The sequence below is a fragment of the Pseudomonas sp. 13159349 genome (genome assembly GCF_013305685.1).
In the GTDB taxonomy this organism is placed as follows: domain Bacteria; phylum Pseudomonadota; class Gammaproteobacteria; order Pseudomonadales; family Pseudomonadaceae; genus Aquipseudomonas; species Aquipseudomonas asiatica.
Genome location: NZ_CP045553.1, coordinates 2,846,016 through 2,872,178, shown reverse-complemented (window position 1 = coordinate 2,872,178; position 26,163 = coordinate 2,846,016). Strand labels below are relative to the sequence as shown.

Here is a 26,163-nt window from a genome sequence, read left to right as displayed (position 1 = left end):
CCCCTGTAGGAGCGGCCTTGTGTCGCGATGGGCTGCAAAGCAGCCCCAAAGACCCCAACGCCCTACACCTTCCCCGGCCGACCCGCTACAATCGCGCCCTTCCCCCGCAGTCTCCAAGGATCGCCGATGTCCGGCCTTGAACTCATCGCCGCCGTCCTCGGCGTCACCGCTGTCTGGCTCACGGTCAAGCAGAATGCCTGGTGCTGGCCCATCGGTCTGGTCATGGTGCTGATCTATGGCTGGCTGTTCTACGAGGTGAAGCTGTACTCCGGCATGTTGCTGCAACTGGCCTATGCCATCCTGCAGGTCTACGGCTGGTGGCAATGGAAGCGCCCGGGCCATGCTGAAGACGCCCGCCAGGTCACCCGCCTGCAGCGCCCGGCATTGCTCGTCGGTTTGGCCGGCGGGGTGCTGTTGAGCGCCACCTTGGGCGCGGCGATGGCCACCTGGACCGACGCCGTCCTGCCCTGGCTGGACGCTACCCTGACCGGCTTCAGCCTGGTGGCACAACTGTGGATGGCGCAGAAGCGCCTGCAGTGCTGGCCGCTGTGGGTAGTGGTAGATATCGTCTACGTGGGCCAGTACCTGCACCAGCAGTTGTACTTCACCGCCGGTTTCTTCGCCGTGCTCACCCTGATTGCCGTGCGCGGCTGGCTGGAATGGCGCCGTGACCCGGCGTTGGTGCAGCCATGAGCGCGGCACAATCCATGAAAGTACTGGTGCTGTGCGGCCCGGAATCCAGTGGCAAGAGCTGGCTCAGCGGTGTGATCCAGGCGCATTTCGGCGGCGTGGTGGTGGCCGAATACGTGCGCCACTTCATCGATCAGGAACGCCGCGACACCTGCTATGCCGATATCCCTGCCATCGCTCGTGGTCAGCTGGCCTGGGAAGACCAGGCCCGTGAGCAGGCACCGTCGCTACTGATTCTCGACACTCACCTGCTCAGCAACATGCTCTGGAGCCACGCCCTGTTCGGCGACTGCCCGGCCTGGCTGGAACAGGCGTTGCTGGCGCGGCATTACCACCTGCACCTGCTGCTGAGCCCGCAAGGTGTGGATTGGGTTGCCGATGGCCAGCGCAGCCAGCCCGAACTGCGCGACCGCCAGCGCTTTTTCGACGACAGCCTGCACTGGCTGCAACGGCATGAGCAGGCGTACAAAATAATTGAGGGCAATTGGCCACAACGCCAGTTGCTGGCACTGCAAACAGTAGCTAAGCTCATTGATAGCAATACGCCATCCTACCCCACCGAGTGTTAACCCACTGACACACCCTTGTAGGGCGAAGCCCCTGAAAACATGAGGTCTTGCGGGGCATCGAAAGTAATGTCAAGGCGCTGAAACACTCCTGCAAAAACCCTTCCAATCAAGGCCAACACTGGCTCTGCCTGCACCACTCGCGGCTGCCTGTTTCAGCCCTGAGACAGAATATGCCGCAGCTTGTCATGGTGCCTACCTTAACCTTTTGATCTGAAACCGCTTCTCGAAAGCGGCACACCTTCTGCTCCCTCGTTCACATCGCTGAACAGGGCCAGCGCTCATTGAAGGAGTTGCCGTCGTGAGGAAAACTGACAAACGCCTTTATCACCTGCTGCTGATGGGCTATGTGCTGGGTTCGTTGAGCCTGACGGCCCAGGCCGACAACGGCATCATCGTGATAACCCGTGATGTGCAGACACGCAACGCTGTGGTCCCGCCGTTAAGACCCGACCCCAACCCCACCACCGTCAATGCCAATCCTTCCGCTCACATCCTCAAGCAAACCAACGAACTGAGTGATGGCGACTTCGCCAACATCAGCAGCGGTGCGGGCATCAGCACCCTGATTACCCAGCAGACCAACAACCTGGGCGGCAACCTCAATAACCAATCCCAACTGCCCAACCTGGCCGGTGGCCGCGGTACAGGCTCGGGAAATGGCATCTCGAACATGGTCAACTCGAGTGTGCAGCGCGGCCTGGCGCCGCTGCAGATCCTGACCGGAGGCAAGTGAGATGAAGCACACGCTGCTGATCCTGGTCACGCTGTGCAGTACATCGGCCTTCGCGCAATCCCCGGTCCCCGTGATCAACAATGCCGACATCGACAGCTCGGGCAGCCGTTACCAGGGCAACCTGTCGGTCAACCAGGCAGCCGGCGACCAACAGCAACAGGCCAACGCGCGCGCCTTCGCCTCAGGGCCCGAGGCTGGCGCCACCACGCAAATCCGCCAACGGCTGAACGCCCCCGCAACTTCCGCGATGGACGCGCGCGCGACCATACAGGGCGACGCCTTCAGCAACGGTAGCGGCGCCCTGGGGGTCAACCAGAGCGCCGGCGCCAACACCCAGCAAGCGAACGCACTGAGCATCAGCCTCGGTGCCCAGCCGCAAAGCATCGACGACAGCGTCCTCATGCAACAGAACGTGGCGCTGCTCAACAACTCCGGTCCGATTGACACTTCAACTGGCCATCGCCAGGTCACCACCAGTGACCAGGCATTCACCGGTAGCCGTGGAGTGATTCAGTTGAACCAGAGTGCCGGGGTGGGAAACCGAATGGCCAACACCTTGAGCATCCGGGTCGCGGATTGACCCATCCAGTTAAGAACAACACTTAACCTAAAAGTACGGAGAATCACCATGAAACCCTCGATGGCAATCAAGCCTCTGGTTTTCGCAATTGCTGCGGTCATGGCTGTTGCTGTACAAGCTGATCAGAACGACCGGCGTGGCGGGCACCACAATGGTCACCACAATAACGGGCATCACACCCCTCCTCCCACCCGGATCCCTGTGTATGCCACAGCCAACGCCATGGACAGCCAACGCAGCACGGGTAATACCATCACCAACCAAGGCACCATCAACGAAGCCGAAATGAGCAGCTCGGCCACGGGTGCAAGCGGCAACGTGGGTGTCAACGTGGCAGCCGGTAACGGCAACCAGCAGGACAATGCTGCGGCTATTGCCAATGCATCGTCCGAGTCCAGCCTGGACAACAGCTTCGTGTTCGGCACCGCCGAAGCCACCGCTGACGTTCGCCAGTTCAGCAACAACAACCGTGTCGACAACTGGTCCACCCAGAACTCGGCAGTCATGACCGGCTCGGCCGATGGTGCCGAGGGTAACGTCGGCATCAACATCGCTGGCGGCGACCTGAACCAGCAGAAGAACACCATGGCCATCGCCAACACCGGTGCCCCGCTGGGCAATGCCACTGCCACCGCCTCTGCCGACCAGAACGGCCCAGGCCTGACGGTGAACAACGGCGCCGACCGCACCTACCGGGTGGATACGCTGACCATCACCACCACCAAGAGCGGTTCCAGCTCGCGTGAGGGCACGTTCAATTCGACCGACGACCGCAGCTCGTCATCGAGCTTCAGCGTGGCCGGCTCGCGAAGTGCCAGCTCCAGTGGCTCCAGTGGCTGGAACTCCAGCGGTTCGAGCAGCATGAACGCCAGTGGTTCGCACAGTTCCACTGCCAGCGGCTCCAACAGCTGGAATGCCAGTGGTTCGATGTCCGGCAACGCCAGTTCGTCCAGCAGTGCCAGCCTGAGCGCCTCCCTGGCTGCGGCAGCCGATGCGACCCGCACCACGAGCACCGATTACGGCCGTCACGAGCGCACTCGCACCGACAGCTTCGATGCCTCGCTCAATGCATCGCTCAATGTGGATGTCGACCACTCGCGGGAAAGCTCTTACGACAAGTCGTTCGAGAAGGCATTCGACTCGTCGTATGACAAGGCTCGCCAATCGAGCTACGAGAAGTCTCGCGACTCCTCGTATGAGAAGGCTCACGAGTCGTCCTATGCCAATGCATCGGAATCGGCGTTTGAAAAGTCTGGCGAGAAATCGTCTCAATCGTCGAACGACGTGTCGAAGAGCTACAGCGAAAGCAGTGCCTACGACTTGAGCAATACCGTGTCCTTCCAAGTGCTGACCCCGACCGGATGGGCAAACCCTGTTACCAACACTGCAACCCTTAGTGGTTCGGTGAATGGCGGCAGTGGCAACCTGGGCGTGAACGTGGCAGCCGGTGTGGGCAACCAGCAGAGCAACTCGCTGGCCATCTCCAACACCTCGTTCTGATCGCTGTGCTTGAGGCCCCTTTCGGGGGGCCTTTCTTCAACAGAACCGGAAGGCATCCGATCATGCGCATCATTGCCCTGGCGTTTTTGCTGTGCCTGGCCAGCATGAGCGAAGCTGCACAAATGCCGCTGTCCGTCCTGCCGGGCGGCGCCGTGGTGTTCAAGCCCATCCAGAGCGTACGCGAGCGCAAGTTCGCTGACCTGGTGCAACAGAAAACCGACTTCAGCTGCGGCGCCGCCGCGCTGGCCACCATCCTGCGCCAGGCCTACTGGCTGGATGTGGACGAGCAACAGATCATCGAAGGTATGCTGGCCCACGCCGACCAGGACCTGGTGCGCACGCAAGGCTTCTCGATGCTCGACATGAAACGCTACGTGGAAAGCCTGGGGATGCGTGCCCGCGGCTACCGGGTGGCACCCGAGACCCTGCACAGCGTGCGCATCCCGGTCGTGGTGCTGATGGACGTGCGCGGCTACAAGCACTTCGTGGTCATGCAGAAGGTCGACAAGGGTTGGGTGTATATCGGTGACCCGGTACTGGGCCACAAGCGTTACAAGGTCGATGATTTTCTCAAGGGCTGGAACGGCATCATCTTCGCCGTCATCGGCCAAGGCTACGACAAGCACAACATCCTGCTCGACCCGCCCCTGCCGCTGACCGCCAAGGGCCGGGTGAACAACTTCACCCCGGTGCAGGATGCAGAGCTGCTGGACTTCGGTTTCATCAAAAGCGACTTCTTCTAACGACTCTTGCAACGACAAGGAGCACGAGGCTCCGGGGAGCACCCCAATGAAGAACCCATTCTGGCTCGCGATCGCATGCCTGGCCGTCAGCCTTCCCACCCATGCCGAAACGTTCAAGCCCATCGAGCTGAAGGACCATGAGTTGGCGACCCTGCGTGGCCGCTACGTGATGCCGGGGCGGATCGTGAGTTTCGGTATTGTCATGTCCAGCACCTGGCAGAATGCCAAAGGGGACGTGATCGGTGCCACGAGCACGATGCAGATTCAGCAGTCAACCATCAAACCGCAATTCTATGTGTCGTTGATCGACGAAAGCGGCACCGGCACAACGTCAGCTGGATCCACCGCACCAGGTACCGGTACCGTCACGGGCGGTGCCGGCCTCAACACCACAGAGGGTGTTACCCAGGTGGTACGCGCCGCTGGCGACAACAACACCGCCTACAACGATGTCGCCATCAATGTCTCCAAGGCCAACCAGGCGCCCGCCATGCAGCCGCAGGGCCAAGCACTGGCCAACGGCCAGACGCTGACGGGCGAAAACGGCGCGGGTGCGCTGAGTGTGTCTGCCAGCGGCGTAGGGGTGCAGTTCAATATCAATGCCAGTAACAACCAGGGCAGCAGCGTGCAGCGTCTGGCGCAGGGTGGCCTGATGCAGAACTCGACGCTGCTGGGCAATGGCAACAGGGTGAACAACGTCACCACGCTCAATGTGGTGATGCGTGAAAGCGTGCCAACAGCCGCTTCGCTGAACGGTAGCCTCGATCAGCTCAAAGGACTTCGCACATTCGGATACTGATCTACGCTCAGTCTCATCAAAAGAAGTCGGCAGGGACGGCAATTCCATGCACCGATCTTTATCGCTCAAAGTTTTTGTGTGTTTGACCACCTTGGCCCCGGCCACATTGCTCTACGCCGCCTCCGACCCGCAGGTTGAGGCTCTCAAGCAGGAACTGATGGAGCTGAAACGTCGCTACGAAGCCCAGCAGCAAGCGCTGATGGTGCTGGAGCAGCGCGTACGCCAGGTCGAGGAAACCCCGGCAGCACCACCGCCCAAACGCCTGGTCAGGTCCCCGGCCGAAGGGGTCAAGGGCGCACAGACGGTGGCATCGGGTGCACCGGGCACCACCGGCAGCTCCTATGGTCAGGCGCTGACCGCCGACGCCGAACCGGCACAGAGCGTGTCCAACCTGTATAACGAGGCCAGCGGCTTCTTCGGCGGCGGCAAGTTCAGCTTCGAGACCGGTGTCACCTATACCCACTACGATACTCGGGCGCTGGTGCTCAACGGCTTCCTGGCACTGGACTCGATCTTCCTCGGCAGTATCAACCTTGACCGGGTGAAGGCAGATAACTGGACCCTGGACATGACTGCCCGCTACAACCTCGCCCAGCGTTGGCAGTTCGACATCAACGTCCCGGTGGTGTACCGCGAATCCACCTACTCTTCCGGCGGTGCGGGGGGAGCCGGGGCGAGCACCTCGGACGAAACCGTAACCCGCGACCCGGAAATTGGCGACGTCAACGTCGGCGTCGCCTACAAGTTCCTCGACGAAGACGAGACCTGGCCTGACGCCGTCGCTACCTTGCGCATAAAGGCACCGACCGGCAAAGACCCCTATGGCATCAAATTGCGCCAGGTCGAGGGCAACGACAACCTGTCGGTACCGGAAAGCCTGCCGACCGGCAACGGCGTCTGGTCGATCACGCCGGGCATCTCGCTGGTCAAGACGTTCGACCCGGCCGTGCTCTTCGGCAGCCTGTCCTATACCTACAACATGGAAGACTCGTTCAGCGACATCAGCCCACAGGTCAACAGCAAGGTACCCGGCGACGTGAAGCTGGGCGACTCCTGGCAGATCGGCGGCGGTATCGCCTTTGCCCTGAACGAGAAGATGAGCATGTCGTTCTCGGTGTCCGACCAGTTCGCCCGCAAGAGCAAGATAAAGCCGGATGGTGGTGACTGGCAGTCGATCTCCAACAGCGACTACAACGCAGCCAACTTCAACATCGGCATGACCTTCGCCGCCACCGACAACCTGACCATCGTGCCCAACCTGTCCATTGGTCTGACCGATGACGCACCGGACTTTTCCTTCAGCCTGAAATTCCCCTACTACTTCTGATACTTGCCATCGGCCGGGCCCGCGCTAAAGGGCCCGGTTTTGGTTACCAGCTTTGTCCCGGACCGCCTTCCATGCCACGGCCTGTTATCATCAAGCACAGTTGCATGACGATTTAATGGCAAAAGGGATGTTTTCGTGAAGAACCTGTCAGACCACCCACGTACCCGGCTTGTCGCCCTGGCGACCCTGGTACTGGTGATCCCACTGGGTACGCGCGCCATGCTGGGTTGGTCCAACCCGCTCGGTTACCTGTCCGACCTCGCACTCGGCAGCCTGCTGGTCTTGCTGCTGCACCGTCGGCCGTGGTGGTTGGCGCTCCCCGTATTGCTGGCCTGGGCGGCCCTCTGGGTGGCTTCGGCCGAACTGGTCAGCGCGGTTGGCCGTTTGCCCACCAGCGCTGACCTGACATACCTGCTCGACCCGCAGTTCATGGAAAACTCGACCGGTGGTGGCCTGGCCCATGCCTGGCTGCCCTTGATCATGGGCACCGGCCTGCTGGGCTGGCTGGCCATCGCCTGGCGCAGCCGTAGCCAACGCAGCCAGCCGGTGCCACGCAAGGCCTGGGCCATTCCGCTGCTGCTGTTTGGCGCCCATTGGGGCAGCCAGCAACTGGTACCTTCCGACGCCGACCAATGGCGGCAATACAACCTCACCCACCAGTTGCTGTCGGCCGGGGCCGGCAACCTGCAGCGCCAGGTCGAAGGCTGGATGGGCCGCACACATACCTTCACCCCTCTGGCCAGTACCGGCCTGACCCAGTCCGACCTGCATGGCCAGCGGCTGCTCGCCGGGCCAGGCAACGCCCGCAACCTGCTGATCATCACCGTGGAAGGCATCCCCGGGGCCTACCTGCGGCCCAACCGCCAGGTCCTGCACAGCCGCTTCGACGAAGAGCTGATGCCAAAGCTCAGCCAGTGGGCCGAGCGCGGCATGAACACCCCGGACTACGTGCTGCATACCCACCAGACCATCCGTGGCCTGTACGCGATGCTCTGCGGTGACTATGACAAGCTGGCCAACGGCACGCCCAAGGGCATGGAGCTGCTGACCCAGAACGATCGCAACCAGGCCTGCCTGCCAGCGCAGTTGCGCCAGGCCGGTTTCACTACCCACTACCTGCAGGGTGCCGACCTGCGCTTCATGGCCAAGGACCGCATCATGCCGCACATCGGCTTTGACTCGGTGCACGGCCAGGAGTGGTTCCGCAACAAGAACTACCTAGACTTCCCCTGGGGCAAGGATGATCGCTCCTTCTTCGAGGGGGCGCTGAACTACGTCGGCCAGCTGCAAAAGCAGGACAAGCCATGGATGTTGACCCTGCTCACCGTGGGCACCCACCAGCCCTACTCGGCGCCGTTCGAGTACATGGAGCGCTACGACACGCCGAAACAGGCGGCAGTCGCCTACCTGGACGATGCGCTCGGTGCATTCCTCGACAACCTCGAACGCCAGGGCGTACTCAAGGACACCCTGGTGGTGGTGACTTCCGACGAGTCCCACGGCATCGACGGTGTGCGCCTGGCCTCGTCCTGGGGCTTCAACCTCACCCTGGCGCCGGAGCAGGCGCAGTTGCCACGGATCAAGCGGGGCACCTACGGCCATATCGACCTGGCCACCTCGCTGCTCGACTACTTTGCGCTGCCCATCCCCATGGCGCTCGGCGGTCGCTCGCTGTACCGCGATTACGACAGCGGTCGTGAAATGATCTCCTACACCAACGGCATGCTGCGCTATCACGACGGCCGGGGTGTGTTCACCGAATGCGACTTCCAGCAGCGCTGCCGGCGTTACGCCAGCGAGGGCTTCATCGCCGACCAGGCACGTTACCTTGGCCTGGGCGACAGCCTGCTGGGCCAGCAGATCGGTGCCCTCGCCGGGGTGCTCGACCAGTCCCTGCTGCAGACACCGCTCAACCTGCGTTACCAGTTCGGCGGCCCATCGCCGATCCAGCTGCGCAAGCGCATCAAAGATGACTGGGCCGACAACCTGATCGGCGCCCAGTACCTGGAAATGCCCGAGGGTTCGCATACCCGCGTACGGGTCAAGGTACGTTCGCTGGACCCCAAGCGCGCAGCCTATATCCAGCTCAAGGCCAAACAGCTGGAGCAGGACGTACCGCTGGGCTTGCCTTACGAAGTGAAAGTGACCGCCGAAGAGCCGCTGGAAATGGAGTTCAGCTTCGACAACCCGACCGCGCGCAAAGCGTTTTCCTTCCATTTGCTGGGCTATGGTGGTGGTCAGGTGGAAATCAGCGACTTCAGTGTGATAACCGCGCTGCCAGGGGAAGATGAAGCAGCGGATGAGCTGACCGAAGGGCATATCGCCCATTCGGGCTGAACGGTACCACTCATCGCTGGGCCGCCGCGACCTGTCGATTTAACCCGCCCGTGCTCGACTAGTGTGTGAATCACCCAATGTGGAGATAACACCATGAGCACGAGCGAAAGCAGGCACCCGGTGGTTTCCCGCAGCCAGTGGCTGGCGGCCCGCCGGCAGCTGTGGCTGCACGAAAAGGCCTTCACCCGCCACCGCGACGCGCTGTCCGCAGCCCGTCGCGCCCTGCCCTGGGTCAAGGTGGAGCACGAGTATCGCTTCCAGGGGCCGGACGGCGAACTGAGCCTGGCCGACCTGTTCGCAGGCCGCAGCCAACTGCTGGTTTACCACTTCATGTTCGCCGAAGGCTGGAGCGAAGGTTGCCACGGCTGCTCATTCCTGGCCGACCACTTTGACGGCGCCAACCTGCACCTGGCCCATCACGACGTGTCGCTGGTGGCGGTGTCGCGTGCGCCGTATGCCGAGTTCCAGGCATTCCGCCGGCGCATGGGCTGGCAGTTTCCCTGGTATTCGTCACATGGCAGCGGCTTCAACGAGGACTTTGGCGTCAGCGTCGGCAGCGAGGGCCAGCGGCAGTACAACTATGAGCCATATGAGGGCGATGAAAGCGAGCTTCCCGGGCTGAGTGCGTTCTACCGCGAGCCGGACGGCAGCGTGTACCACACCTACTCGACCTATGCCCGCGGGCTGGACATCCTGGTCAACACCTACAACTTCCTCGACATCGCGCCACTGGGGCGCAACGAGGCCGGGACCATGGACTGGGTGCGGCACCACGACCGTTATGAAGGGCAGCCGGACAAGCCCAACTGCTGCCACAAATAACGAGAGGCAATACATATCGCTTATCACTCGCTTGGCACGTCCTTTGTAGGAGCAGCCTTGTGCTGCGAAGAGGCCGGTACAGGCAACAGATCTGCATAGCCAGTACGGGCCTCTTCGCAGCACAAGGCTGCTCCTACAAGGGGCCGCGCAGCGGCCAAGCATCCTCAAGTGCAGCACATAGTCTTCAGCCGCGCACACCCAACATCCCGCGCTCGACGATGAAGTCGATCACCGCCTGCAGCCCCTCGCCCTTCTTCAGGTTGCTGAAGGTCCATGGCCGCTGCGGGCGCATGCGCTGGGTATCGCGCTCCATCACTTCCAGCGAAGCCCCCACATAGGGCGCCAGGTCGGTCTTGTTGATCACCAGGAAATCCGACTTGGTAATCCCCGGCCCACCCTTGCGCGGGATCTTCTCGCCTTCGGCCACGTCGATCACGTAGATGGTCAGGTCGGCCAGCTCCGGACTGAAAGTGGCACTCAGGTTGTCACCGCCGCTTTCGACGAAGATCACCTCGAGGTTGCCAAACTTGCGCGCCAGGGCTTCGACCGCCGCCAGGTTCATCGAGGCATCTTCACGTATCGCCGTGTGCGGGCAGCCGCCGGTTTCCACACCGACGATGCGCTCCGGCTCGAGGGCCCCGGCTTCGGTGAGGATACGCTGGTCCTCCTTGGTGTAAATGTCGTTGGTGACCACTGCGATCTGGTAATGGTCGCGCATGGCCTTGCACAGGGCTTCGAGCAGCGCCGTCTTGCCGGAGCCGACCGGGCCGCCGACACCGACGCGCAGTGGTTGTTGATAGCTTTGCATGCAGGCAGTCCTCAGGAACGGAACAAACGGGTGTATTGGGTTTCGTGTCGCGATGAGGCAATGGCCAGCAACGGCAGGCCGCCGCCAAGCTGGTCATCGCCCAGGCCCAGTGCCTGGTCGAGGGCCGCGGGCAGCCCTGCCCCCAGGTCGCGCAGCAAGGTCTGGGCGGCCTGCTGGCCGAACGGCACCAGCTTGACCCCGGCCATTACCGCGCCCTCCAGCCAGGCAAAACCATGGCCCAGGGCCAACTGGCGCAGTGGGATCGCCCAGTGCGCAGCCAGCCAGGCCATACCGCCCAGCTGGGTGAGTTCTAGGCTGGCCCGCCAGGCTGGCGCCTGGCCCAGTTGCCAGCCGTCCAGCAGCCGTGCCAGCGCCGCGCCGCGCTGCTGTTCTTCCAGACGCAGCTCGGCGGTTTCACGGTTGGCCAGCAGAAAGCGGCTCCAGTGGCCGAAGGCTTCGGCGTCCTCGGCCTGGCAGGCGTGGTACAAGCGCGCCAGCACCGGCCAGTCGAGGCAGGCCAGGGTGTCGTCGATCTGCTCGCGCTGCCAGGCAGCGAAACCGTCCACGTCCCGTACCCAGCCCGCCTCGACCGCCCACTCCAGGCCTTGCGAGTAGGTGAAGCCACCCACCGGCAAGCCAGGGCTGGCCAGCTGCAGCAGGCGCAACAGCGCCAGGTCGCTGCCCATCAACCAGCCAGTACCAGCGCGGCGCCGGCCAGCAGGCCGCCGCCAAAGGCCTTCTGCAGGCCGCTATGCCTGCGCAACAGGCAACCGACCGCAAAGCCGGCCGCCAGCAACAGGCCGCTGACCGTGACGAAGCCGGCGCTGAACTGCCAGAACGCGCTTGGCGTGGCTTCCACGCCATGGGCCCAGCCATGGAACAGGGCGAACACCGGCATGGCCATTGCCAGCAGCAGCTGGCGGCTGGGCAGCAGCACGGCACCGGCAGCCACCAGCAGCGACAGGGCGATCAGGGTTTCCATGCCCAGCACATCGCCGAACAGGTGGCCGCATACCGCGCCGCCGAACATCGCCGCCAGGGTTGCCAGGGGTAGCGTCAGGCTGCGCCGGGTCAGCGCGGCGAGCACACCGGTGCCCAGCAGCATCAGCAGGTGGTCAAGACCGGTCAGCGGGTGCAGCAGGCCGTCCTGCAGCGGGTTGGCGTCGTGCCCGGGGTGGGCGAAGGCAGGCAGAGCCAGCATCAGCAGAAACAGGGCGAAAGTCTTTTTCATTGGTTGCTCCAGGCAGTTCAGGAATGGGCAGGCAGGCGCACGAACGGGTGATCGTGGCCGTGGGCATGGCTATGGCTGTGGCTGTGCGGTGCGCTCTGGTAGGCGCCCGCTTCAGGCTCGAACGGCGCCTGTTCGGCCTCTACCGTCAGGCCCAGGCCACGCAACATGTCGTCCAGCACGTGGTCGTGCTGGAAGCGCAGCAGGCCGGGTTCGATCTGCAGCGGTACATGGCGGTTGCCCAGGTGATAGGCCGCGCGGGCCAGCAGGTGCGGGTCGGCGCAGCGCACCGTGGACACCGCCTCGGGCGCCGCCAGCACACGGATCAGCTGGGTGCCCTCGGCATCGGCCAGCAGTTCGCCTCCGCGCAGCAGGTGGCCGCGTTCGAGCATCAGCCCGGCCTCGCGACCATCATCCAGGGTCACCCGCAGGCGGCTCTTTATGCGGCTGTCCACGTCCAGGGTAACGGTGCCGGTTTCGCCCAGCTGGCCGGGCTCGGTGATACGGCGGGTCAAGACAATCATCGGTGCTCCTTCAGAACAGGAAGTAACGCTGGGCCAGCGGCAGTTCGCGGGCCGGTTCGCAGACCAGCAGTTCACCGTCGGCACGCACCTGGTAGGTCTGCGCATCGACCTCGATCAGCGGCTGCAAAGTGTTGTGGACCATGTCGGGCTTGCGCACCCGGCGGCAGCCGTGGGCCACGCCGATCAGGCTGCGCAGGTTCAACTCCTCGGCCAGGCCACGGTCCATCGCCGCCTGGGGCAGGAAGGTCATGCGCGTGGCATGCCGCGCCGCGCCCAGGGCGCCGAACATCGGGCGGTAATGCACCGGTTGCGGCGTGGGGATGGAACCGTTGATGTCACCCATGGGCGCGGTGACGATCATCCCGCCCTTGATGACCAGGGCCGGCTTGACCGCAAAGAACGCCGGCGCCCACAGCACCAGGTCGGCCAGTTTGCCGACTTCCACCGAGCCCACTTCGTGGCCGATGCCGTGGGTCAGGGCCGGGTTGATGGTGTACTTGGCGATGTAGCGCTTGACCCGGAAGTTGTCGCTGTAGCTGGTGTCCGGCGCCAGTGGCCCGCGGCGCAGCTTCATCTGGTGGGCCACCTGCCAGGTGCGCAGCACCACCTCGCCAACCCGGCCCATGGCCTGGGAGTCGGACGAAGTCATGGCAAAGGCGCCCATGTCGTGGAGAATGTCCTCGGCGGCGATGGTTTCGCGGCGGATGCGCGACTCGGCAAAGGCCACGTCTTCGGCGATGCTCGGGTCCAGGTGGTGGCAGACCATGAGCATGTCCAGGTGCTCGTCCACGGTGTTGACCGTGTACGGCAGGGTCGGGTTGGTCGAGGACGGCAACACGTTGGCCTGCCCTGCCGCGCGGATGATGTCCGGGGCGTGACCGCCACCAGCACCCTCGGTGTGGAAGGTGTGGATGGTGCGGTCGCCGATCGCCGACAGGGTGTCTTCGATGCAGCCGGACTCGTTGAGGGTGTCGGTGTGGATCGCCACCTGGATGTCCATTTCCTCGGCCACGCCCAGGCAGCAGTCGATGGCTGCTGGTGTCGAACCCCAGTCTTCGTGCAGCTTGAGGCCCACGGCGCCGGCTGCGATCTGCTCGCGCAGCGCTTCCGGCCGCGAGGCGTTGCCCTTGCCCAGCAAGCCGATGTTGATTGGCAGGCTGTCGGCAGCCTGGAGCATGCGTGCCAGGTACCAGGGGCCGGGCGTGCAGGTGGTGGCGTTGGTGCCGGTGGCTGGCCCGGTACCGCCGCCGATGAAGGTGGTGACACCGCTGTTCAGCGCCTCGTCCACCTGTTGCGGGCAGATGAAATGGATGTGCGAGTCGACACCACCGGCGGTGACGATCTTGCCCTCGGCCGCGATCACCTCGGTGCCGGGGCCCACTGGCACGTTCACGCCCGGCTGCACATCGGGGTTGCCAGCCTTGCCGATCACCGCGATACGCCCGTGCTTGATACCGATATCGGCCTTGACGATGCCCCAGTGGTCGATGATCAGGGCATTGGTCAGTACCAGGTCCATGGCTTCGGCAGCCAGCATCTGGCCCTGCCCCATGCCATCGCGGATGACCTTGCCGCCACCGAACTTCACCTCTTCGCCATAGATGGTGAAGTCGTGCTCCACCTCGACCCACAGCGCGGTGTCGGCCAAGCGCACGCGGTCGCCCACGGTGGGGCCGAACATGTCGGCATAGGCCTGGCGGGAAATGCGGCTCATGCCCTGCCCTCCAGCGCGCCCATCACCTTGCCCTGGAAGCCGTAGACCTCGCGCTTGCCGGCGTATGCCACCAGTTGCACGGTACGCGCCTGGCCAGGCTCGAAGCGCACGGCGGTACCCGCGGGGATGTCCAGCCGAAAGCCCAGCGTAGGCGCGCGCTCGAACACCAGCGCCTCGTTGACTTCGTAAAAGTGGTAGTGCGAGCCGACCTGCACCGGCCGGTCGCCATGGTTGGCCACGCTGACGCTGACTGTCGCGCGGCCGCTGTTCAGCTCGATGTCGCCGGCGGCGACCTGGATTTCACCTGGGATCATGCGGGGCTCCTGGGCAATTTCAGACGATAGGGTCATGCACGGTCACCAGCTTGGTGCCATCCGGGAAGGTCGCTTCGACCTGCACGTCGTGGAGCATTTCGGCAATGCCAGGCATTACCTGCTCGCGGCTCAATACTTCACGCCCCAGGCTCATCAGCTCGGCGACGGTGCGGCCATCACGGGCGCCTTCGAGCACGGCGGCAGTGATCAACGCCACCGCTTCCGGGTAGTTGAGTTTCAGGCCACGGGCCAGGCGCCGCTCCGCCAGCAGCGCGGCGGTGAACAGCAGCAGTTTGTCTTTCTCTCTCGGGGTCAGCTCCATGGCGCTCTCTCAGGTGGCCCAGATACGCGGTGGGCAGGCCGGCAGGCCGAGGACGGCCGGGCGCAGCACATGCCACAGGCGTTGCAGGGTGCGTTGCAGGTGTTGGTTGTCATGGTCGAGCACGCGGATCACCAGCAACGACCCGAGCAGGGTCGCGCCGGCCGGGTTGGCCATCTCGTCGAGCAGCGGGCGCACCAGATCCAGCACAGCCTGGTCGGCGGGTGCGGCGCAGAAGGTGGCCAGCAGCGGATGCCCGCCAAGCTTGCTCAGGCGCCCGCCTTCGACGCGCAGGCGCTCGTGCAGGCCCACTTCGTCGGGCAGTTCGATGTGCAGGCGGCTGTCGAGGGCACCCTGCTCGAAACGCTCGTTCATCACCGGGCGCCCCAGGCACAGGGTTTCCCAGGCCAGCAGGCGCGCGCCCGGTTCGAGGGTGAAACGGCTGTCGAGGCTGGCGCGGGCACCGGAGAAGAAGATGCTGTCCTGCGGCAGCCACTCCAGGGTGCTGTCGGCGGCCAGGTGAAAACGCTGGACCAGCCGCGCGGTCGGGCCGATGCTGCGGTAGAACTTGCTGGCGCCCGGCATGGTCAGCAGCGCGTGGCTGCCCGGCTCCACCTGGATATCCAGCTCCAGACGGTCGCCAGCGACGATCCCACCAGGAGGGTGCAGCACGTAGACATGGCACGGTGCACCTTCGGGATAGAATGGCCGCTGCACCAAAAGAGGTCCGAAATGCCGCCACGCACCAAGGCGGGTCACCTTGTCGCGTCTGACGAAGCGCAACTGCAGGTGAGCGCTCCAGCCGGCATCGTCGTGTTGTTGTTCGATCTGCTCCGCGAGCGACATCCTGCGGCCCCTGAAATCCGTGGCCTGCTGGCCGTTTAGAGTGGCAGGCACGCACGGCTATGGCGTGCGCGCCCTGACCACTCGATCAAATTCGCAGGCTGGATATAGCAGGTTGCGGGCCAACTCCGCAGGTGAACGAAAATGAAGTTTTTGCCATGGCCGCTCTGGCATCGGGCATAGAGGGAGATGGCGCACAAGGCAGGGGCGTGCTTCGGCCCTGTTTCGGTGCCGAAGCAAGGTGAAAATGGGGCTGCGTTGCAGCCCTTCGCGGGCGCGCCCGCTCCCACAGGTACCTGGAGGACTTTGCTGGTACCTGTGGGAGATTGCCCAGCCCTTTTGGGCTGCGCAGTCGCGCAGAGAACAAATTTCGCTCGTTTGAAGCGTCCTTTGTAGGAGCAGCCTTGTGCTGCGAAGAGGCCGGTACAGACAATAGACAGGCTTTGTCAGTACCGGCCTCTTCGCAGCACAAGGCTGCTCCTACAGTACCTCGCCGAACCAATGAGTCATGTGCCGTTCTATGAGAGCAAGGTGCAAAGCGGCCCCAACTATCAAAACTCAGTAATCGAAGCGGTCCACCGCACGCCGGCGTTCGTTGTCGTCACGCCGGTCATAGATGGCGGTGGTCTGGATATTGGCGTGATGCGCCAGCTTCTGCGCAATGGACAGGTCGTGCTCTTCGATCACCCGGGTGATGAACGCGCGACGGAAGTCGTGCGGCATGATCTTCACGCCCACCTGCGCACCACGCTGGCGGGCGATGTAGTAAATGGCATGCTTGGTGATGCGCGCTCGGGTTATATGGCTGCCACGGCGGATGCGGTTGAACAGGAATGGGTCGTCTTCGGCCCCTGCGGGCAAGTCCTGGCGGCGCAGGTCCAGCCACGCCTGCAACTTCTCGAACGCCCATGGCGGGGCGTACTTGATCAACTGGCGGTTGCCCTTGCCCAGCACCTGCAGGCTGCGCGCCTCGAAGTCGACCTGGTCCAGGTCGATGTCCACCGATTCCGACTTGCGCATGCCAGTGCCGTACAGCAAGGCGATGATCGCCGCGTCACGCACACCCTGCGGCCGTGGGTCGGCCGCGCACACATCCATCAGCTCGCGAATCAGGCTGCGGCGCAGGTTGCGCCCCGGCGGCAGGCGGCTGCCGGTGGCCGGCTTGACTTCGCGAATGCGCAGCAACTGCTCGTGATCGATCAGGCCCTGGCGCCAGGCTTCGTTCATCACACCGCGAATGGCGTTGACGTACAGCGACGAGCTGTTGGGGGCGTAACCGTCCGCACGCAGCGCCGCCACCAGGGCGATCACATGGCCGGGCTCGAGCCGATGCCAGGGCACATCGACGATATTGCAGTCGACAAAACCCAGCCGATCGGCGGCGTCCTGAAGGATGTAGCGCATGGTTTGCTGGCTGGATGGGGCCAGGCGGGCCATGTACTGCAGCAGCGGATTTTTCGAGAGATCGGACAAAACGTGAATCCTGTAGCGAAGCGTTGGCCAGCGGCGAACCGGCCAGACCCTGAAGCAAGTCAATACGACATACAAGCAGGTCCAAATAACAGCGGAATACACATGTCATTCGGACCCGGAGAAGTGCCATCACCTTGATATACAAGGGGTTCGGAGCTGGCACGGATCGTGATCTTACCCCAATTGAGCCCACTGAACGAACGAAGGTCAGCCCATGCTTGTGCAGCCGATCGATTCACGCCCACGCCAGGCCGTCTGGGGCCTGGGTTTCCGCCCATTCTTCCTGGGTGGCAGTTTGTTTGCGCTGCTCGCCTTGCTGTTGTGGGGCGGCGTACTGGCCGGTGCGCTGGAGCCCACGCCCCCCGGCGGCATGCTCGCCTGGCACCGCCACGAAATGCTCTATGGCTTTGCTGCTGCCATCATCGCGGGTTTCCTGCTGACCGCCGTGCAGAACTGGAGCGGCATCCCAGGCTTGAACGGGCGCGCGCTACAGGGTTTGTTCCTGCTTTGGCTGCTGGGCCGGGTGAGCTGGTTCCTGCCACTACCGGACAGCTTGCTGGTAGTGATCGAGGGCAGCTTCCTGCCGCTGGTGGCACTAGCCCTGGCACGGCCGATCGTGCAACGGCGCTTGCGTAACAACTACCCGATCGTCGGCCTGGTGCTGTTGATCGCCGCCTGCCAGTGGCTGACCCTGGTCGGCTGGCTGCGCCAGGACGAACTGTGGCAGCGCCGCGGGCTGTTTGCCGGGTTGTGGTTGGTGGCCACGATGATGACCGTGCTTGGCGGGCGGGTGATCCCGTTCTTCACCCGGCGCGGCCTGGGCAACATGGCACCGGCCCCTGCCCGCCCCTGGCTGGACCGGGCCTGCCTGCTGCTGAGCGTGGCGGTACCGCTGGCCTTTGCCGCGGGTTTGGCCGACACGCCGCGTATCGGCCTGGCCGTGCTGTTCGGCGCCTTGTTCGCTCTGCATACGGCCCGCCTGGCCTTGTGGCATGACCACGGCCTGTGGCGTGTGCCCCTGCTGTGGTCGCTGCATCTGGCCTATGCCTGGATTGCCATTGCCTGCCTGGGCATGGCGCTGTGGCATGCCGGGGTGGCGCTGAGCCCGAGCCTGGTGACTCACGCCCTGACCGTGGGAGCCATGAGCGGCCTGATCCTGGCGATGATGGCACGGGTCAGCCTGGGCCACACCGGCAGGCCGCTGCAGGTGCCGACCAGCATTGCCTGGGCCTTTGCCTTGATCCAACTGGCGACGCTGGCGCGGGTGGTGCTGCCGCTGTTAACGCCGCTGGGGGTGAGCCTTTCAGTAATGTGCTGGAGCCTGGCGCTGCTGCTGTTCCTGCGCCACTACCTGCCCATCCTGCTGCGGCCACGGGCTGACGGTATGCCGGGCTAGCCTTGATGCCTAGATTGGGGCCGCTTTGCGGCCCATCGCCGGCAAGCCAACTCCCACACCGACCGCGCCGACCTCAAGGCCTGCGCTGTACCTGTGGGAGCTGGCTTGCCGGCGATGGGCTGCGAAGCAGCCCCAAGGTTTCAGCACAGATGCACAAATTGCCGGGGCCGCGTTAACCTCCCGGCGCCGGCCACCACCCCGGGAACATCTGCTGCACCCGGGGTTCGGCGAAGCGCTCGTCGATCAAGACCAGAACGCCACGGTCCTGGTCGCCCCGGATGACCCGGCCTGCCGCCTGGATAACCTTGCGCACGCCCGGGTAGAGATAGGCGTAATCGAACCCCGCACCAAACTGCCGCCCCAGGCGCTGCTTGAACTGCTCGTTGACCGGGTTGACCTGGGGTAGCCCGAGGGTGGCGACAAACGCGCCGATCAGCCGGGTACCCGGCAAATCCACCCCTTCCCCGAATGCACCGCCCAGCACCGCAAAGCCCACCCCGCGGCCATCCGCCACAAAACGGTCGAGAAAGCCCTGCCGGGCCGCCTCGTCCATGCCTGGTTCCTGGGCCCACATGGGTATCTGGGCATGCCGCTCGGCCAGCAGCCCGGCCACCTGTTGCAGGTACTCGAAACTGCTGAAGAACGCCAGGTAGTTGCCCGGCATGCGCTCGTACTGCCGGGCAATCAGCTCGACGATCGGCGCCAGCGAAGCCTGGCGTTGCTGGTAGCGGGTGGATACCTGGCTGGCGATGCGCACTTCCAGCTGTTCGGCGCGAAACGGCGCGGCCACTTCCAGCCAGGCGGTATCGGCCGGCATACCCAGCAGGTCGCTGTAGAAATGCCGTGGGCTCAGGGTTGCGGAGAACAGCGTCACGCAGCGCGCCGCCTGCATGCGTGGGCCCAACAGGCGCGCCGGGGTGACATTGCGCAGGCACAGGGTGGCCAGCCGCCGCTTGCGTGGCCCCTGGCGCTGGCTGATGTCGAAGAGGAAGTGCTCGTCGAACAGCTCGGCAACCCGGCTGAACTGCAACGCCTGGTAGAAGAACTGCAGCACCTGCGGGTCCATTTGCGCGGGTGCCTGGTTCATCTGTTCCTGGATCAGCCCGATGCATTGCTGCAGGGCGCGCAGCAAAGCGTCCGGCAGCGACTCGCTGGCCTGGTACGGCGCGCGCTGCTCCTTGTAGAGGGCGTTCCACTGCCGATTCAGCCGGTCCAGCGCACTGACCAGCCCGGGCGGTTTGCTCTGGCGCAGGGCCTGCAACTGCCCCTGGTCGAGGCTGGCGCTGTACATGCCGCGGCCGCGCTCGACCAGGTTGTGCGCCTCGTCCACCAGCACCGCGACCCGCCACTGGTTGGCCTGGGTCAGGCCAAACAACAAGGCATGGGCATCGAAGTAGTAGTTGTAATCCGCCACCAGCACGTCTACCCAGCGCGCCATCTCCTGGCCCAGGTAATACGGGCACACCTGGTGCGCCAAGGCCACTTCGCGCAGCTGGGCGCGGTCAAGCATGGGCAACGCTGCCGCCGCAGCGCGCGCGGCCGGCAGGCGGTCGTAGAAGCCTGCGGCCAAGGGGCAGGATTCGCCATGGCAGGCCTTGTCGGGGTGCTCGCAGGCTTTGTCGCGGGCGATCAGCTCCAGCGTGCGCAAGGCCGGCTGCGGCGTGGCATCGGTGATCTGGCGCATGGCATCCAGGGCCAGGGCCCGGCCCGGGGTCTTGGCCGTGAGAAAGAACAGCTTGTCCAGTTGCTGCGGCACCATGGCCTTGAGCAGGGGGAACAAGGTACCGAGGGTCTTGCCAATTCCGGTACTGGCCTGGGCCATCAGGCAACGGCCGGTACTGACCGCCTTGTACAGGGTTTCTGCCAGTTGTCGCTGGCCTTGGCGGAACGCCGGATAGGGAAAGCCCAGCGCTTGCAGGCCCTGGTTACGCTCGGCCAGGCGCTGCTCCTGCCCTTGTGCCCAAGCCAGAAAGCGTTGGCACTGGGTTTCGAAGAAGGCCTGCAGTTCGGCTGCCGTGCAGTGTTCACTGATCAGCGTCTGGCCATCGCTGTCCACGTCCAGGTACACCAGCGCCACCTCGATGTCCGGCAGTTGCCGTGCCTGGCACATCAACCAGCCATAGACCTTGGCCTGCGCCCAGTGCAACTGGCGATGGTTGGCCGGCTGGCGCGCCAGGTCGCCACGGTGGGTCTTGATCTCTTCCAGGCGTTTGCAGGTGGGGTCGTAACCGTCGGCGCGGCCACGCACTTTCAGGGTTTCGAACTGACCTTCGAGGGTAATTTCCGACTCATAGCCCGCAGCGCGTCGCGCCACCACCCGACGGTGCCCCTCGATCCCCTCCTGAGCGGTGGGTGATGGGGTGAAGCGCAGGTCCAGGTCGCCGACCTTGGCGCTGAACTCGCACAAAGCCCGTACCGCCACGCTATAGCTCAAGGCGTTTCGCTCCAGCGTACATGGCACACCGCGACAGGCAAACCGTGCGCCCGGCAGAACTCCAGCCAGCGCAACTGGTTGTCCTGCAGGCGGTCGCCAGGGCCCTTGACCTCGACCATGCGGTAGCGGCCTTGCTCGGGCCAGAACTGGATCAGGTCGGGCATGCCGGCGCGGTTGTTGCGGATGTCCTGCAGCAGGCGCAGGAAGCACTGTTTCAAATGGGCCGCCGGCAGGCAGGCCAAGGCTTGCTCAAGTAATTCTTCACTGAGCACGGACCAGAACACGAACGGAGACTGCAGCCCTTGCTTGGCGGCGTAGCAATCCAGAATCGCCCGGTGATGGCTGCCATCGTCGAGCCGCCCCAGGCAACGTTCGAACAGAGCACTGCGGCGTTGCTGGAAGTCGCCGTCGTGCAGGTCCTGCGGGGCGGCCTGGAACGGGTTGAAGAACGCGCCAGGCACCGGGGCGAAGATCGCCTCCCAGCACAGCAGGCCGAACAGGCTGTTGAACAGCGTGTTCTCCAAGTAATGCACCGGCCCGTCGGCTTCGGCCAGGTGCTGGCGTACCGCCTCTTCCACGCCCAGCGCTGCCCGTTCCCGGGGCAGCTTCAGCTCGATCAGCTCCAGGGGCGCGACACGCTGGCGCCGCTGTGGCGGGCCACCGAGCTTGCGTGCCAGGCGTGGCAACATGCGCTCCAGCGCCTGCACTTCCAGGTCGTTGGCCGGTGCCGCGGCCAGTTGCAGCGCCAGTGCATGGGCCTGGGGCCACTGCTCGCTGCGCTCCAGCACCCGCACCTGGCGGATGCGCGCCTGGGCATGGCTGCACTGCGTGTACACAGCCATGGCCTGCGCCCAGTCGCCCAGACGCTCGCATTGCTGGCCCAAGGCGAATTGCAGGCGCGCATGGCGCCGGGCCAGCCATGGGTTGTCGCTGTGCAGGCCCTGCATGGCTGCCAGGATCGCCTGCGGGTCGTCGCCTTGCTCAAGGCGCTCGGCGCAACGGTGCAAGGCCATGGCCAGGTCGACTTCGGCACGTTGTTGCAGGGCACGCGAATCGGGGCTGAACGGTACCTGCTCGTAGCGCAACAAGCCAAGGTCGGCGAGGACGAAGTCCGACCAGTCCTGGTACAGGTTGCCGAAGAACAGCAGGCGCATGCGGTCGCACAAGGGTTGCAGGCACCAATGGAGGATGCGCATGCCGCTGTCCGGGAACCACTCGGCCAGTGAACGGGCTTGCAGGCCCAGAGGTTGCAGCTGTGCAAGCAGGTCATGCTTGGCGGCGCGAGGGCGGCTCAGCTGTGGGGCAAAACAACGGGCAAATTCGTCCTTGCGCAACAGGGCGAACAGTTGCTCCAGTTCCAGTTGCGCGGGCTCCCGTACCCAGCCGAGGGCCAGCAACGGCTGCAGGGCCTGCCCGGAATCGCCAATTTCGGCATAGTCGAGGCGGTCGCTGCGAAACAGCTCGCCCTTGCGCATGACCATGCGCACCATCAGGGCCTGCGCCGGGGCGTCCAGTTGGCTGAAGGTGTGGATGAAAGCGAGTTCCTGATCGTCGAGCAGGTCTTCGTAGCGCTGTTCTACCCACAGCAGCACCTGGCGGAAATTGTGCAGGTAGTAGAACGGGTCGTCGACGGAATGGGCGATCACGGGCTGGGGTCAGGCGGCTGGAATGGATACTGGTTATACATACAGACCAGTAAGCCTGGCAAGTGCCGTGGGTCAGTTCGGTGGCGCTGTCTGTGGAGCGGCCTTGTTTCGCGTTGGGCTGCGCAGCAGCCCCGGCGAACTGGCCCGCACTGCGGCGGTGTCGGCCTGTGCGAATACGTGCAGAACATTGCCCTGTTCGACTACATCGCGGTGTCGGCCTCATCGCAGCACAAGGCTGCTCCTACAAAGGATGCGTCAGGCGAGCGATATCTGTTATTTGCGCACAGCACAGCCCGACATCCCCCGACGGCTCAAGGTGTAACCCCGGCGGGCCGGCCACAGCGCAGTTCCAGCACCTGGGCCAGGCGCTCTACCGCCTGTTGCAGCTCACCCGGGTGATCACCCAGCCACGCCATCGCCAGGCACTGCTGGTAGCGCCCCTGCAGGCTGAACTGCTCGCCCGGCATTGCATGCAGCGCTGAACCCGCCAACGACGCGGCAATATCCGCCCATGGCAGCGGCTGGCGAAAGCGCACCCACAGGGTCCGACCGCCCTCCGGCGTTTCCAATGCCACCCGCTGGCCGAACTGCAGCTGCAGCTCACGCGCCAGGCATTGCATACGCTTTTGCAGGTCCGTGCGTAGCCGCACCAGTTGCGTCTCGATCTCGCCTTTGCCCAACATGTGCGCCAGCGCTTGCAGGCGAAGCGGTGCAAGCCGAAACGCACGCTCCGCAAAAGCCTTGGCCAGCCCGGCATCATGGCCCAGCAAGTAGGCAAAGGGCGCCTCGCTCCCCACTGTAGCATCGAACGCCCCCATCACCAATAGCCAGCGGGGGTCGACCCAATCGCGCAGGCGCATATTCGGCGGCCCGCTGTAACAGTGCTCACTGTCCAGGTCGTTTTCCAGCACCCATACAGAGTGCTGCCCAAGCATCTGGCCAAGCTGCTGCTGATAGTGCGGTGATACCAGCCGCCCCTGCGGCATGCCAAGGCACGACGGCATCACGAGCATGCACACCGGCTCGCTATCCAGTAGCCAGGCCAGGGCGCGCAGGTCCGGGTTGCCGCAGGTATCCAGTGGTACCTCCAACACTCGCATGCCGGCGCGGGCCAACGCGCGCAGTACCTGCCAGCAACAGGGCGAGTGCACCACCACGGTTCCTCCTTGCACGGCCAACGCCGCCAGCAAGGTCTCCAGCAACGCCTGCACATCCGGAGCCAACTGAACGTCCTCGGCACGCCAGTACCGGTTGGAGGAACGGGTATAGCGTTCTGCGACGGCATTGCGCAGGCGGGCGCTGCCGGGCGCGTCCCAAGGGGCACCATTGTGCGTGCGCTGACGTGCCAGGCGCCGTTCGTGGCTGAGCAGGGTTCGCTCCAGCATCGGCTGTGCCGGCAGGGGTGCCTGCAGAGGCATGGCCGCGGCAGCATCCTTGGCAGCGCCCTGTACGTAATAGCCCGACCTGGGCAGGCATTGCACGCGGCCCTCTTCTTCCAGCAGGCTGTAGGCACTCTGTACGGTGGCCAATGACACCCGCAACCGCCGGGCCAACTCGCGCAACGACGGCAAACGGCAGGGGCCACTACGTGGAGCCTGGTCGATCAGGGCTTCCAGGTAGCGATAGACCTTGCGATAGGCGAACTCTCCGGCGCCCGATTGCTCCATCAAGGCGGCCCCGCATGACCACGCCGCCGCCCCGCTGACCGCCGTGGCAGCAATCTCAGCTGTACATCGCGACGGGCCAGATGGCTCATCAGGCGCCAGGAGGCCAGCGGCAGGCCCCCGCCATAGATCAACCTGAGTTGCCCCAGCGGCAGGCCGCTGGTGTTCACCAGCCAGTTTTTCACCGCTTCAGGGCAGGGTTTACCCTGCAATGCCCGATGCAGGTATGGCAGCGCCACCAGCATGTCGGCATGCCAGCACTGCAGAAAACGCTCCAGGTTCTTCCCCTGCCTGGCAAACGGGCTGAACAACAGGCACACCTGTTGGATCTGGTTGATGCCGTATGCCCTGCCGAACTGCAGTTGATGCACATCGCGCCGCTTGTTGGCGCCCGGCTGGCCAGCCAGCCGCAATGCCGGGCGACTTGCCTGCGGTTCGAGACTGCGCGCGTGCAGTTCCTGCAACTGCGCCGGGGCCAACGGCTCGACGAACGCGGCCAATGGCCGGGCGTCCAGGCCCCCCTCGAAGCGGCAACCGAGCATGAGGTCAAGCTGCTGTTCTTCGAGCAACGGCGGCAGCAGGTCGTCAATGGCAATCAACCGCACCGGCGTGTTCTGCGGCGCCGCCCCCACGGCCGGTTCCGCCAGGGCGCTCGATGGGCCCCCGATGCCGCCATGCAGGCGACTGAGCCCCTGTGCCAGCGTTGCCAGGCACTGGTGCACCGCATACGAACCCCGCTCCCCTGCCAGGCGCAAGCTGCGGCGTGCCCAGGCAAGGTACCGGCGGCGCTGGCACGCCGGGATGGCGGTGATCAATACATCCGCAGGGGTATGGGCCTGCAGCGCAAAGCCCACCGCGGCCGCCAACTCCAGGTGCAGGCGACTCCCTAGCAGCGCTTCGGGGCTGGCGTCGACCAGGTGACCGAACATCAGCATGGCGTCCCTCGCCAACAGCCAGCTCTCGGGCGCGGCAGGGGCATGCCGGCTGAACGGCACTACTTCACGCCCCTTGATCATCTGCAGTTGCACCCGCGGGTCATCCTGCAAGAACAGCGCATTGAAGCCGCGCTCATGGCATTCGAGCGTGGCACTGTCAGCCACGGGCAGGCTCACTACCAGCACCCGCAGCTGGAAGGTTACCGGCGCACGCAGGGCGATACTCAGTTGTGCGGCACGCAGCATCGCCAGCAGCCGGGCGCTGCGCTGATCGTTGCCTTGCAGCACCAGCAAGCGGTAGGTGCCGATGTATTCTGGCCCGCCTGCAGCAACCAGCAGCCGTTGTATCAACAACTGCAAGGAAGCACGCTGCGCCTGTGACATATGACTGAGCAAGCGCTCGAGTACTTGCTGGTAGATATAGTGCATTGCCTGGTCGTGAATAGCAGTCACGAAATCACCTCATCAACTTCATGCAGCCAGCGCAGGTTGATCAGAGAACCTGAACATCAACATGCCCTGAACTTTTCCAGAAGAAATTTCCTACAACTAATTGGAAGTAATGACGTAACCAGTCACTGTCGCCAAGACATCGAGAAAAACGCATCGTAGCGACGCCCCGCCGCTGCCATAGACCGCCCTGGCCTGGGCATAGCCATGCTCATTCCACGCTCCTTGCGCAAACTATCATTGAGCCATTATCGAGGGATGCAAGGCGAATAGAAGATACAGATCAGGGTAAAAAAACCATTCAGAAGAAGTGAG

The 26,163-nt window shown here is 64.2% G+C and carries 24 protein-coding genes; 11 read left to right on the top strand and 13 right to left on the bottom strand.

Translation table 11 applies throughout. The features are described 5' to 3' along the window. The first annotated feature begins 126 nt into the window (after positions 1 to 126). The 10 genes from pnuC to GEV38_RS13440 all read left to right on the top strand — a co-directional run bounded on the left by pnuC (position 127) and on the right by GEV38_RS13440 (position 10,100). The gene (gene pnuC, locus GEV38_RS13485) at positions 127 to 693 is read left to right on the top strand and encodes a nicotinamide riboside transporter PnuC (protein ID WP_015270167.1); all 567 of its coding nucleotides are present in this window, start codon (positions 127 to 129) and stop codon (positions 691 to 693) included. Beyond that, complete coding sequence (locus GEV38_RS13480) at positions 690 to 1,259, top strand: AAA family ATPase (RefSeq protein WP_054572459.1); 570 nt, start codon at positions 690 to 692, stop codon at positions 1,257 to 1,259. The genes pnuC and GEV38_RS13480 overlap by 4 nt, the downstream gene beginning before the upstream one ends. Before the next feature lie 298 nt (positions 1,260 to 1,557). Further along, a complete protein-coding gene (locus GEV38_RS13475) occupies positions 1,558 to 1,992 on the top strand; it encodes a hypothetical protein (RefSeq protein WP_015270165.1) in 435 nt (144 codons plus the stop codon). A gap of 1 nt (position 1,993) precedes the next feature. Next, positions 1,994 to 2,572: a hypothetical protein gene (locus GEV38_RS13470; RefSeq protein WP_054572458.1), complete on the top strand. Its 579-nt coding sequence runs from the start codon at positions 1,994 to 1,996 to the stop codon at positions 2,570 to 2,572. 48 nt (positions 2,573 to 2,620) lie between these two features. Beyond that, positions 2,621 to 4,072, top strand: coding sequence for a hypothetical protein (locus GEV38_RS13465; protein ID WP_039612960.1), 1,452 nt, complete (start codon positions 2,621 to 2,623; stop codon positions 4,070 to 4,072). Between the two features lie 62 nt (positions 4,073 to 4,134). Beyond that, the gene (locus tag GEV38_RS13460; protein ID WP_015270162.1) at positions 4,135 to 4,815 is read left to right on the top strand and encodes a C39 family peptidase; all 681 of its coding nucleotides are present in this window, start codon (positions 4,135 to 4,137) and stop codon (positions 4,813 to 4,815) included. 46 nt (positions 4,816 to 4,861) lie between these two features. Continuing rightward, on the top strand, positions 4,862 to 5,614 hold the full coding sequence (locus GEV38_RS13455; protein WP_054572457.1) for a hypothetical protein: 753 nt from the start codon (positions 4,862 to 4,864) through the stop codon (positions 5,612 to 5,614). 46 nt (positions 5,615 to 5,660) lie between these two features. Next, positions 5,661 to 6,941 carry a hypothetical protein gene (locus GEV38_RS13450; protein ID WP_173895849.1) on the top strand — a complete coding sequence of 427 codons (1,281 nt, stop codon included), beginning with the start codon at positions 5,661 to 5,663 and terminating at the stop codon, positions 6,939 to 6,941. A 135-nt stretch (positions 6,942 to 7,076) separates the two neighbouring features. Beyond that, on the top strand, positions 7,077 to 9,278 hold the full coding sequence (locus GEV38_RS13445; RefSeq protein WP_173895847.1) for an LTA synthase family protein: 2,202 nt from the start codon (positions 7,077 to 7,079) through the stop codon (positions 9,276 to 9,278). A 93-nt stretch (positions 9,279 to 9,371) separates the two neighbouring features. Then, complete coding sequence (locus GEV38_RS13440) at positions 9,372 to 10,100, top strand: thioredoxin family protein (RefSeq protein WP_015270158.1); 729 nt, start codon at positions 9,372 to 9,374, stop codon at positions 10,098 to 10,100. Positions 10,101 to 10,284: 184 nt separating this feature from the next. Here GEV38_RS13440 and ureG read toward each other — a convergent pair whose 3' ends face one another. The 9 genes from ureG to xerC form a co-directional block, all read right to left on the bottom strand. Continuing rightward, on the bottom strand, positions 10,285 to 10,908 hold the full coding sequence (ureG, locus tag GEV38_RS13435; RefSeq protein ID WP_010953755.1) for an urease accessory protein UreG: 624 nt from the start codon (positions 10,906 to 10,908) through the stop codon (positions 10,285 to 10,287). 11 nt (positions 10,909 to 10,919) lie between these two features. Next, positions 10,920 to 11,594 carry an urease accessory protein UreF gene (locus GEV38_RS13430; RefSeq protein ID WP_015270157.1) on the bottom strand — a complete coding sequence of 225 codons (675 nt, stop codon included), beginning with the start codon at positions 11,592 to 11,594 and terminating at the stop codon, positions 10,920 to 10,922. Next, positions 11,594 to 12,139, bottom strand: a complete 546-nt coding sequence (locus GEV38_RS13425; protein WP_013972451.1) for a HupE/UreJ family protein — start codon at positions 12,137 to 12,139, stop codon at positions 11,594 to 11,596. The genes GEV38_RS13430 and GEV38_RS13425 overlap by 1 nt, the downstream gene beginning before the upstream one ends. 17 nt (positions 12,140 to 12,156) lie before the next feature. After that, positions 12,157 to 12,660 carry an urease accessory protein UreE gene (gene ureE, locus GEV38_RS13420; RefSeq protein WP_015270156.1) on the bottom strand — a complete coding sequence of 168 codons (504 nt, stop codon included), beginning with the start codon at positions 12,658 to 12,660 and terminating at the stop codon, positions 12,157 to 12,159. 10 nt (positions 12,661 to 12,670) lie between these two features. Further along, on the bottom strand, positions 12,671 to 14,374 hold the full coding sequence (gene ureC, locus GEV38_RS13415) for an urease subunit alpha (RefSeq protein ID WP_013972449.1): 1,704 nt from the start codon (positions 14,372 to 14,374) through the stop codon (positions 12,671 to 12,673). Continuing rightward, complete coding sequence (locus tag GEV38_RS13410; RefSeq protein ID WP_015270155.1) at positions 14,371 to 14,688, bottom strand: urease subunit beta; 318 nt, start codon at positions 14,686 to 14,688, stop codon at positions 14,371 to 14,373. Before GEV38_RS13410 ends, ureC begins: the two co-directional genes overlap by 4 nt. A gap of 19 nt (positions 14,689 to 14,707) precedes the next feature. Beyond that, the gene (locus GEV38_RS13405; protein ID WP_015270154.1) at positions 14,708 to 15,010 is read right to left on the bottom strand and encodes an urease subunit gamma; all 303 of its coding nucleotides are present in this window, start codon (positions 15,008 to 15,010) and stop codon (positions 14,708 to 14,710) included. 9 nt (positions 15,011 to 15,019) lie between these two features. Then, positions 15,020 to 15,853: an urease accessory protein UreD gene (locus GEV38_RS13400; RefSeq protein WP_015270153.1), complete on the bottom strand. Its 834-nt coding sequence runs from the start codon at positions 15,851 to 15,853 to the stop codon at positions 15,020 to 15,022. 555 nt (positions 15,854 to 16,408) lie between these two features. Then, on the bottom strand, positions 16,409 to 17,323 hold the full coding sequence (xerC, locus tag GEV38_RS13395; protein WP_015270152.1) for a tyrosine recombinase XerC: 915 nt from the start codon (positions 17,321 to 17,323) through the stop codon (positions 16,409 to 16,411). A 214-nt stretch (positions 17,324 to 17,537) separates the two neighbouring features. Between xerC and GEV38_RS13390 the strand changes: the two genes are divergently transcribed. Next, complete coding sequence (locus GEV38_RS13390; protein WP_054572928.1) at positions 17,538 to 18,719, top strand: NnrS family protein; 1,182 nt, start codon at positions 17,538 to 17,540, stop codon at positions 18,717 to 18,719. A gap of 172 nt (positions 18,720 to 18,891) precedes the next feature. On the opposite strand, the gene GEV38_RS13385 is transcribed toward GEV38_RS13390, so the two are convergent. The 4 genes from GEV38_RS13385 to GEV38_RS13370 all read right to left on the bottom strand — a co-directional run bounded on the left by GEV38_RS13385 (position 18,892) and on the right by GEV38_RS13370 (position 25,851). Then, positions 18,892 to 21,153 carry an ATP-dependent DNA helicase gene (locus GEV38_RS13385; RefSeq protein WP_054572927.1) on the bottom strand — a complete coding sequence of 754 codons (2,262 nt, stop codon included), beginning with the start codon at positions 21,151 to 21,153 and terminating at the stop codon, positions 18,892 to 18,894. Continuing rightward, positions 21,150 to 22,799, bottom strand: coding sequence for a VRR-NUC domain-containing protein (locus GEV38_RS13380; protein WP_054572926.1), 1,650 nt, complete (start codon positions 22,797 to 22,799; stop codon positions 21,150 to 21,152). Before GEV38_RS13380 ends, GEV38_RS13385 begins: the two co-directional genes overlap by 4 nt. 311 nt (positions 22,800 to 23,110) lie before the next feature. After that, entirely contained in the window at positions 23,111 to 24,466 is a 1,356-nt protein-coding gene (locus GEV38_RS13375) for an aminotransferase class I/II-fold pyridoxal phosphate-dependent enzyme (protein ID WP_173895845.1), read from the bottom strand. Continuing rightward, the gene (locus GEV38_RS13370) at positions 24,466 to 25,851 is read right to left on the bottom strand and encodes a hypothetical protein (RefSeq protein ID WP_054572924.1); all 1,386 of its coding nucleotides are present in this window, start codon (positions 25,849 to 25,851) and stop codon (positions 24,466 to 24,468) included. Before GEV38_RS13370 ends, GEV38_RS13375 begins: the two co-directional genes overlap by 1 nt. Positions 25,852 to 26,163: the final 312 nt, after the last annotated feature.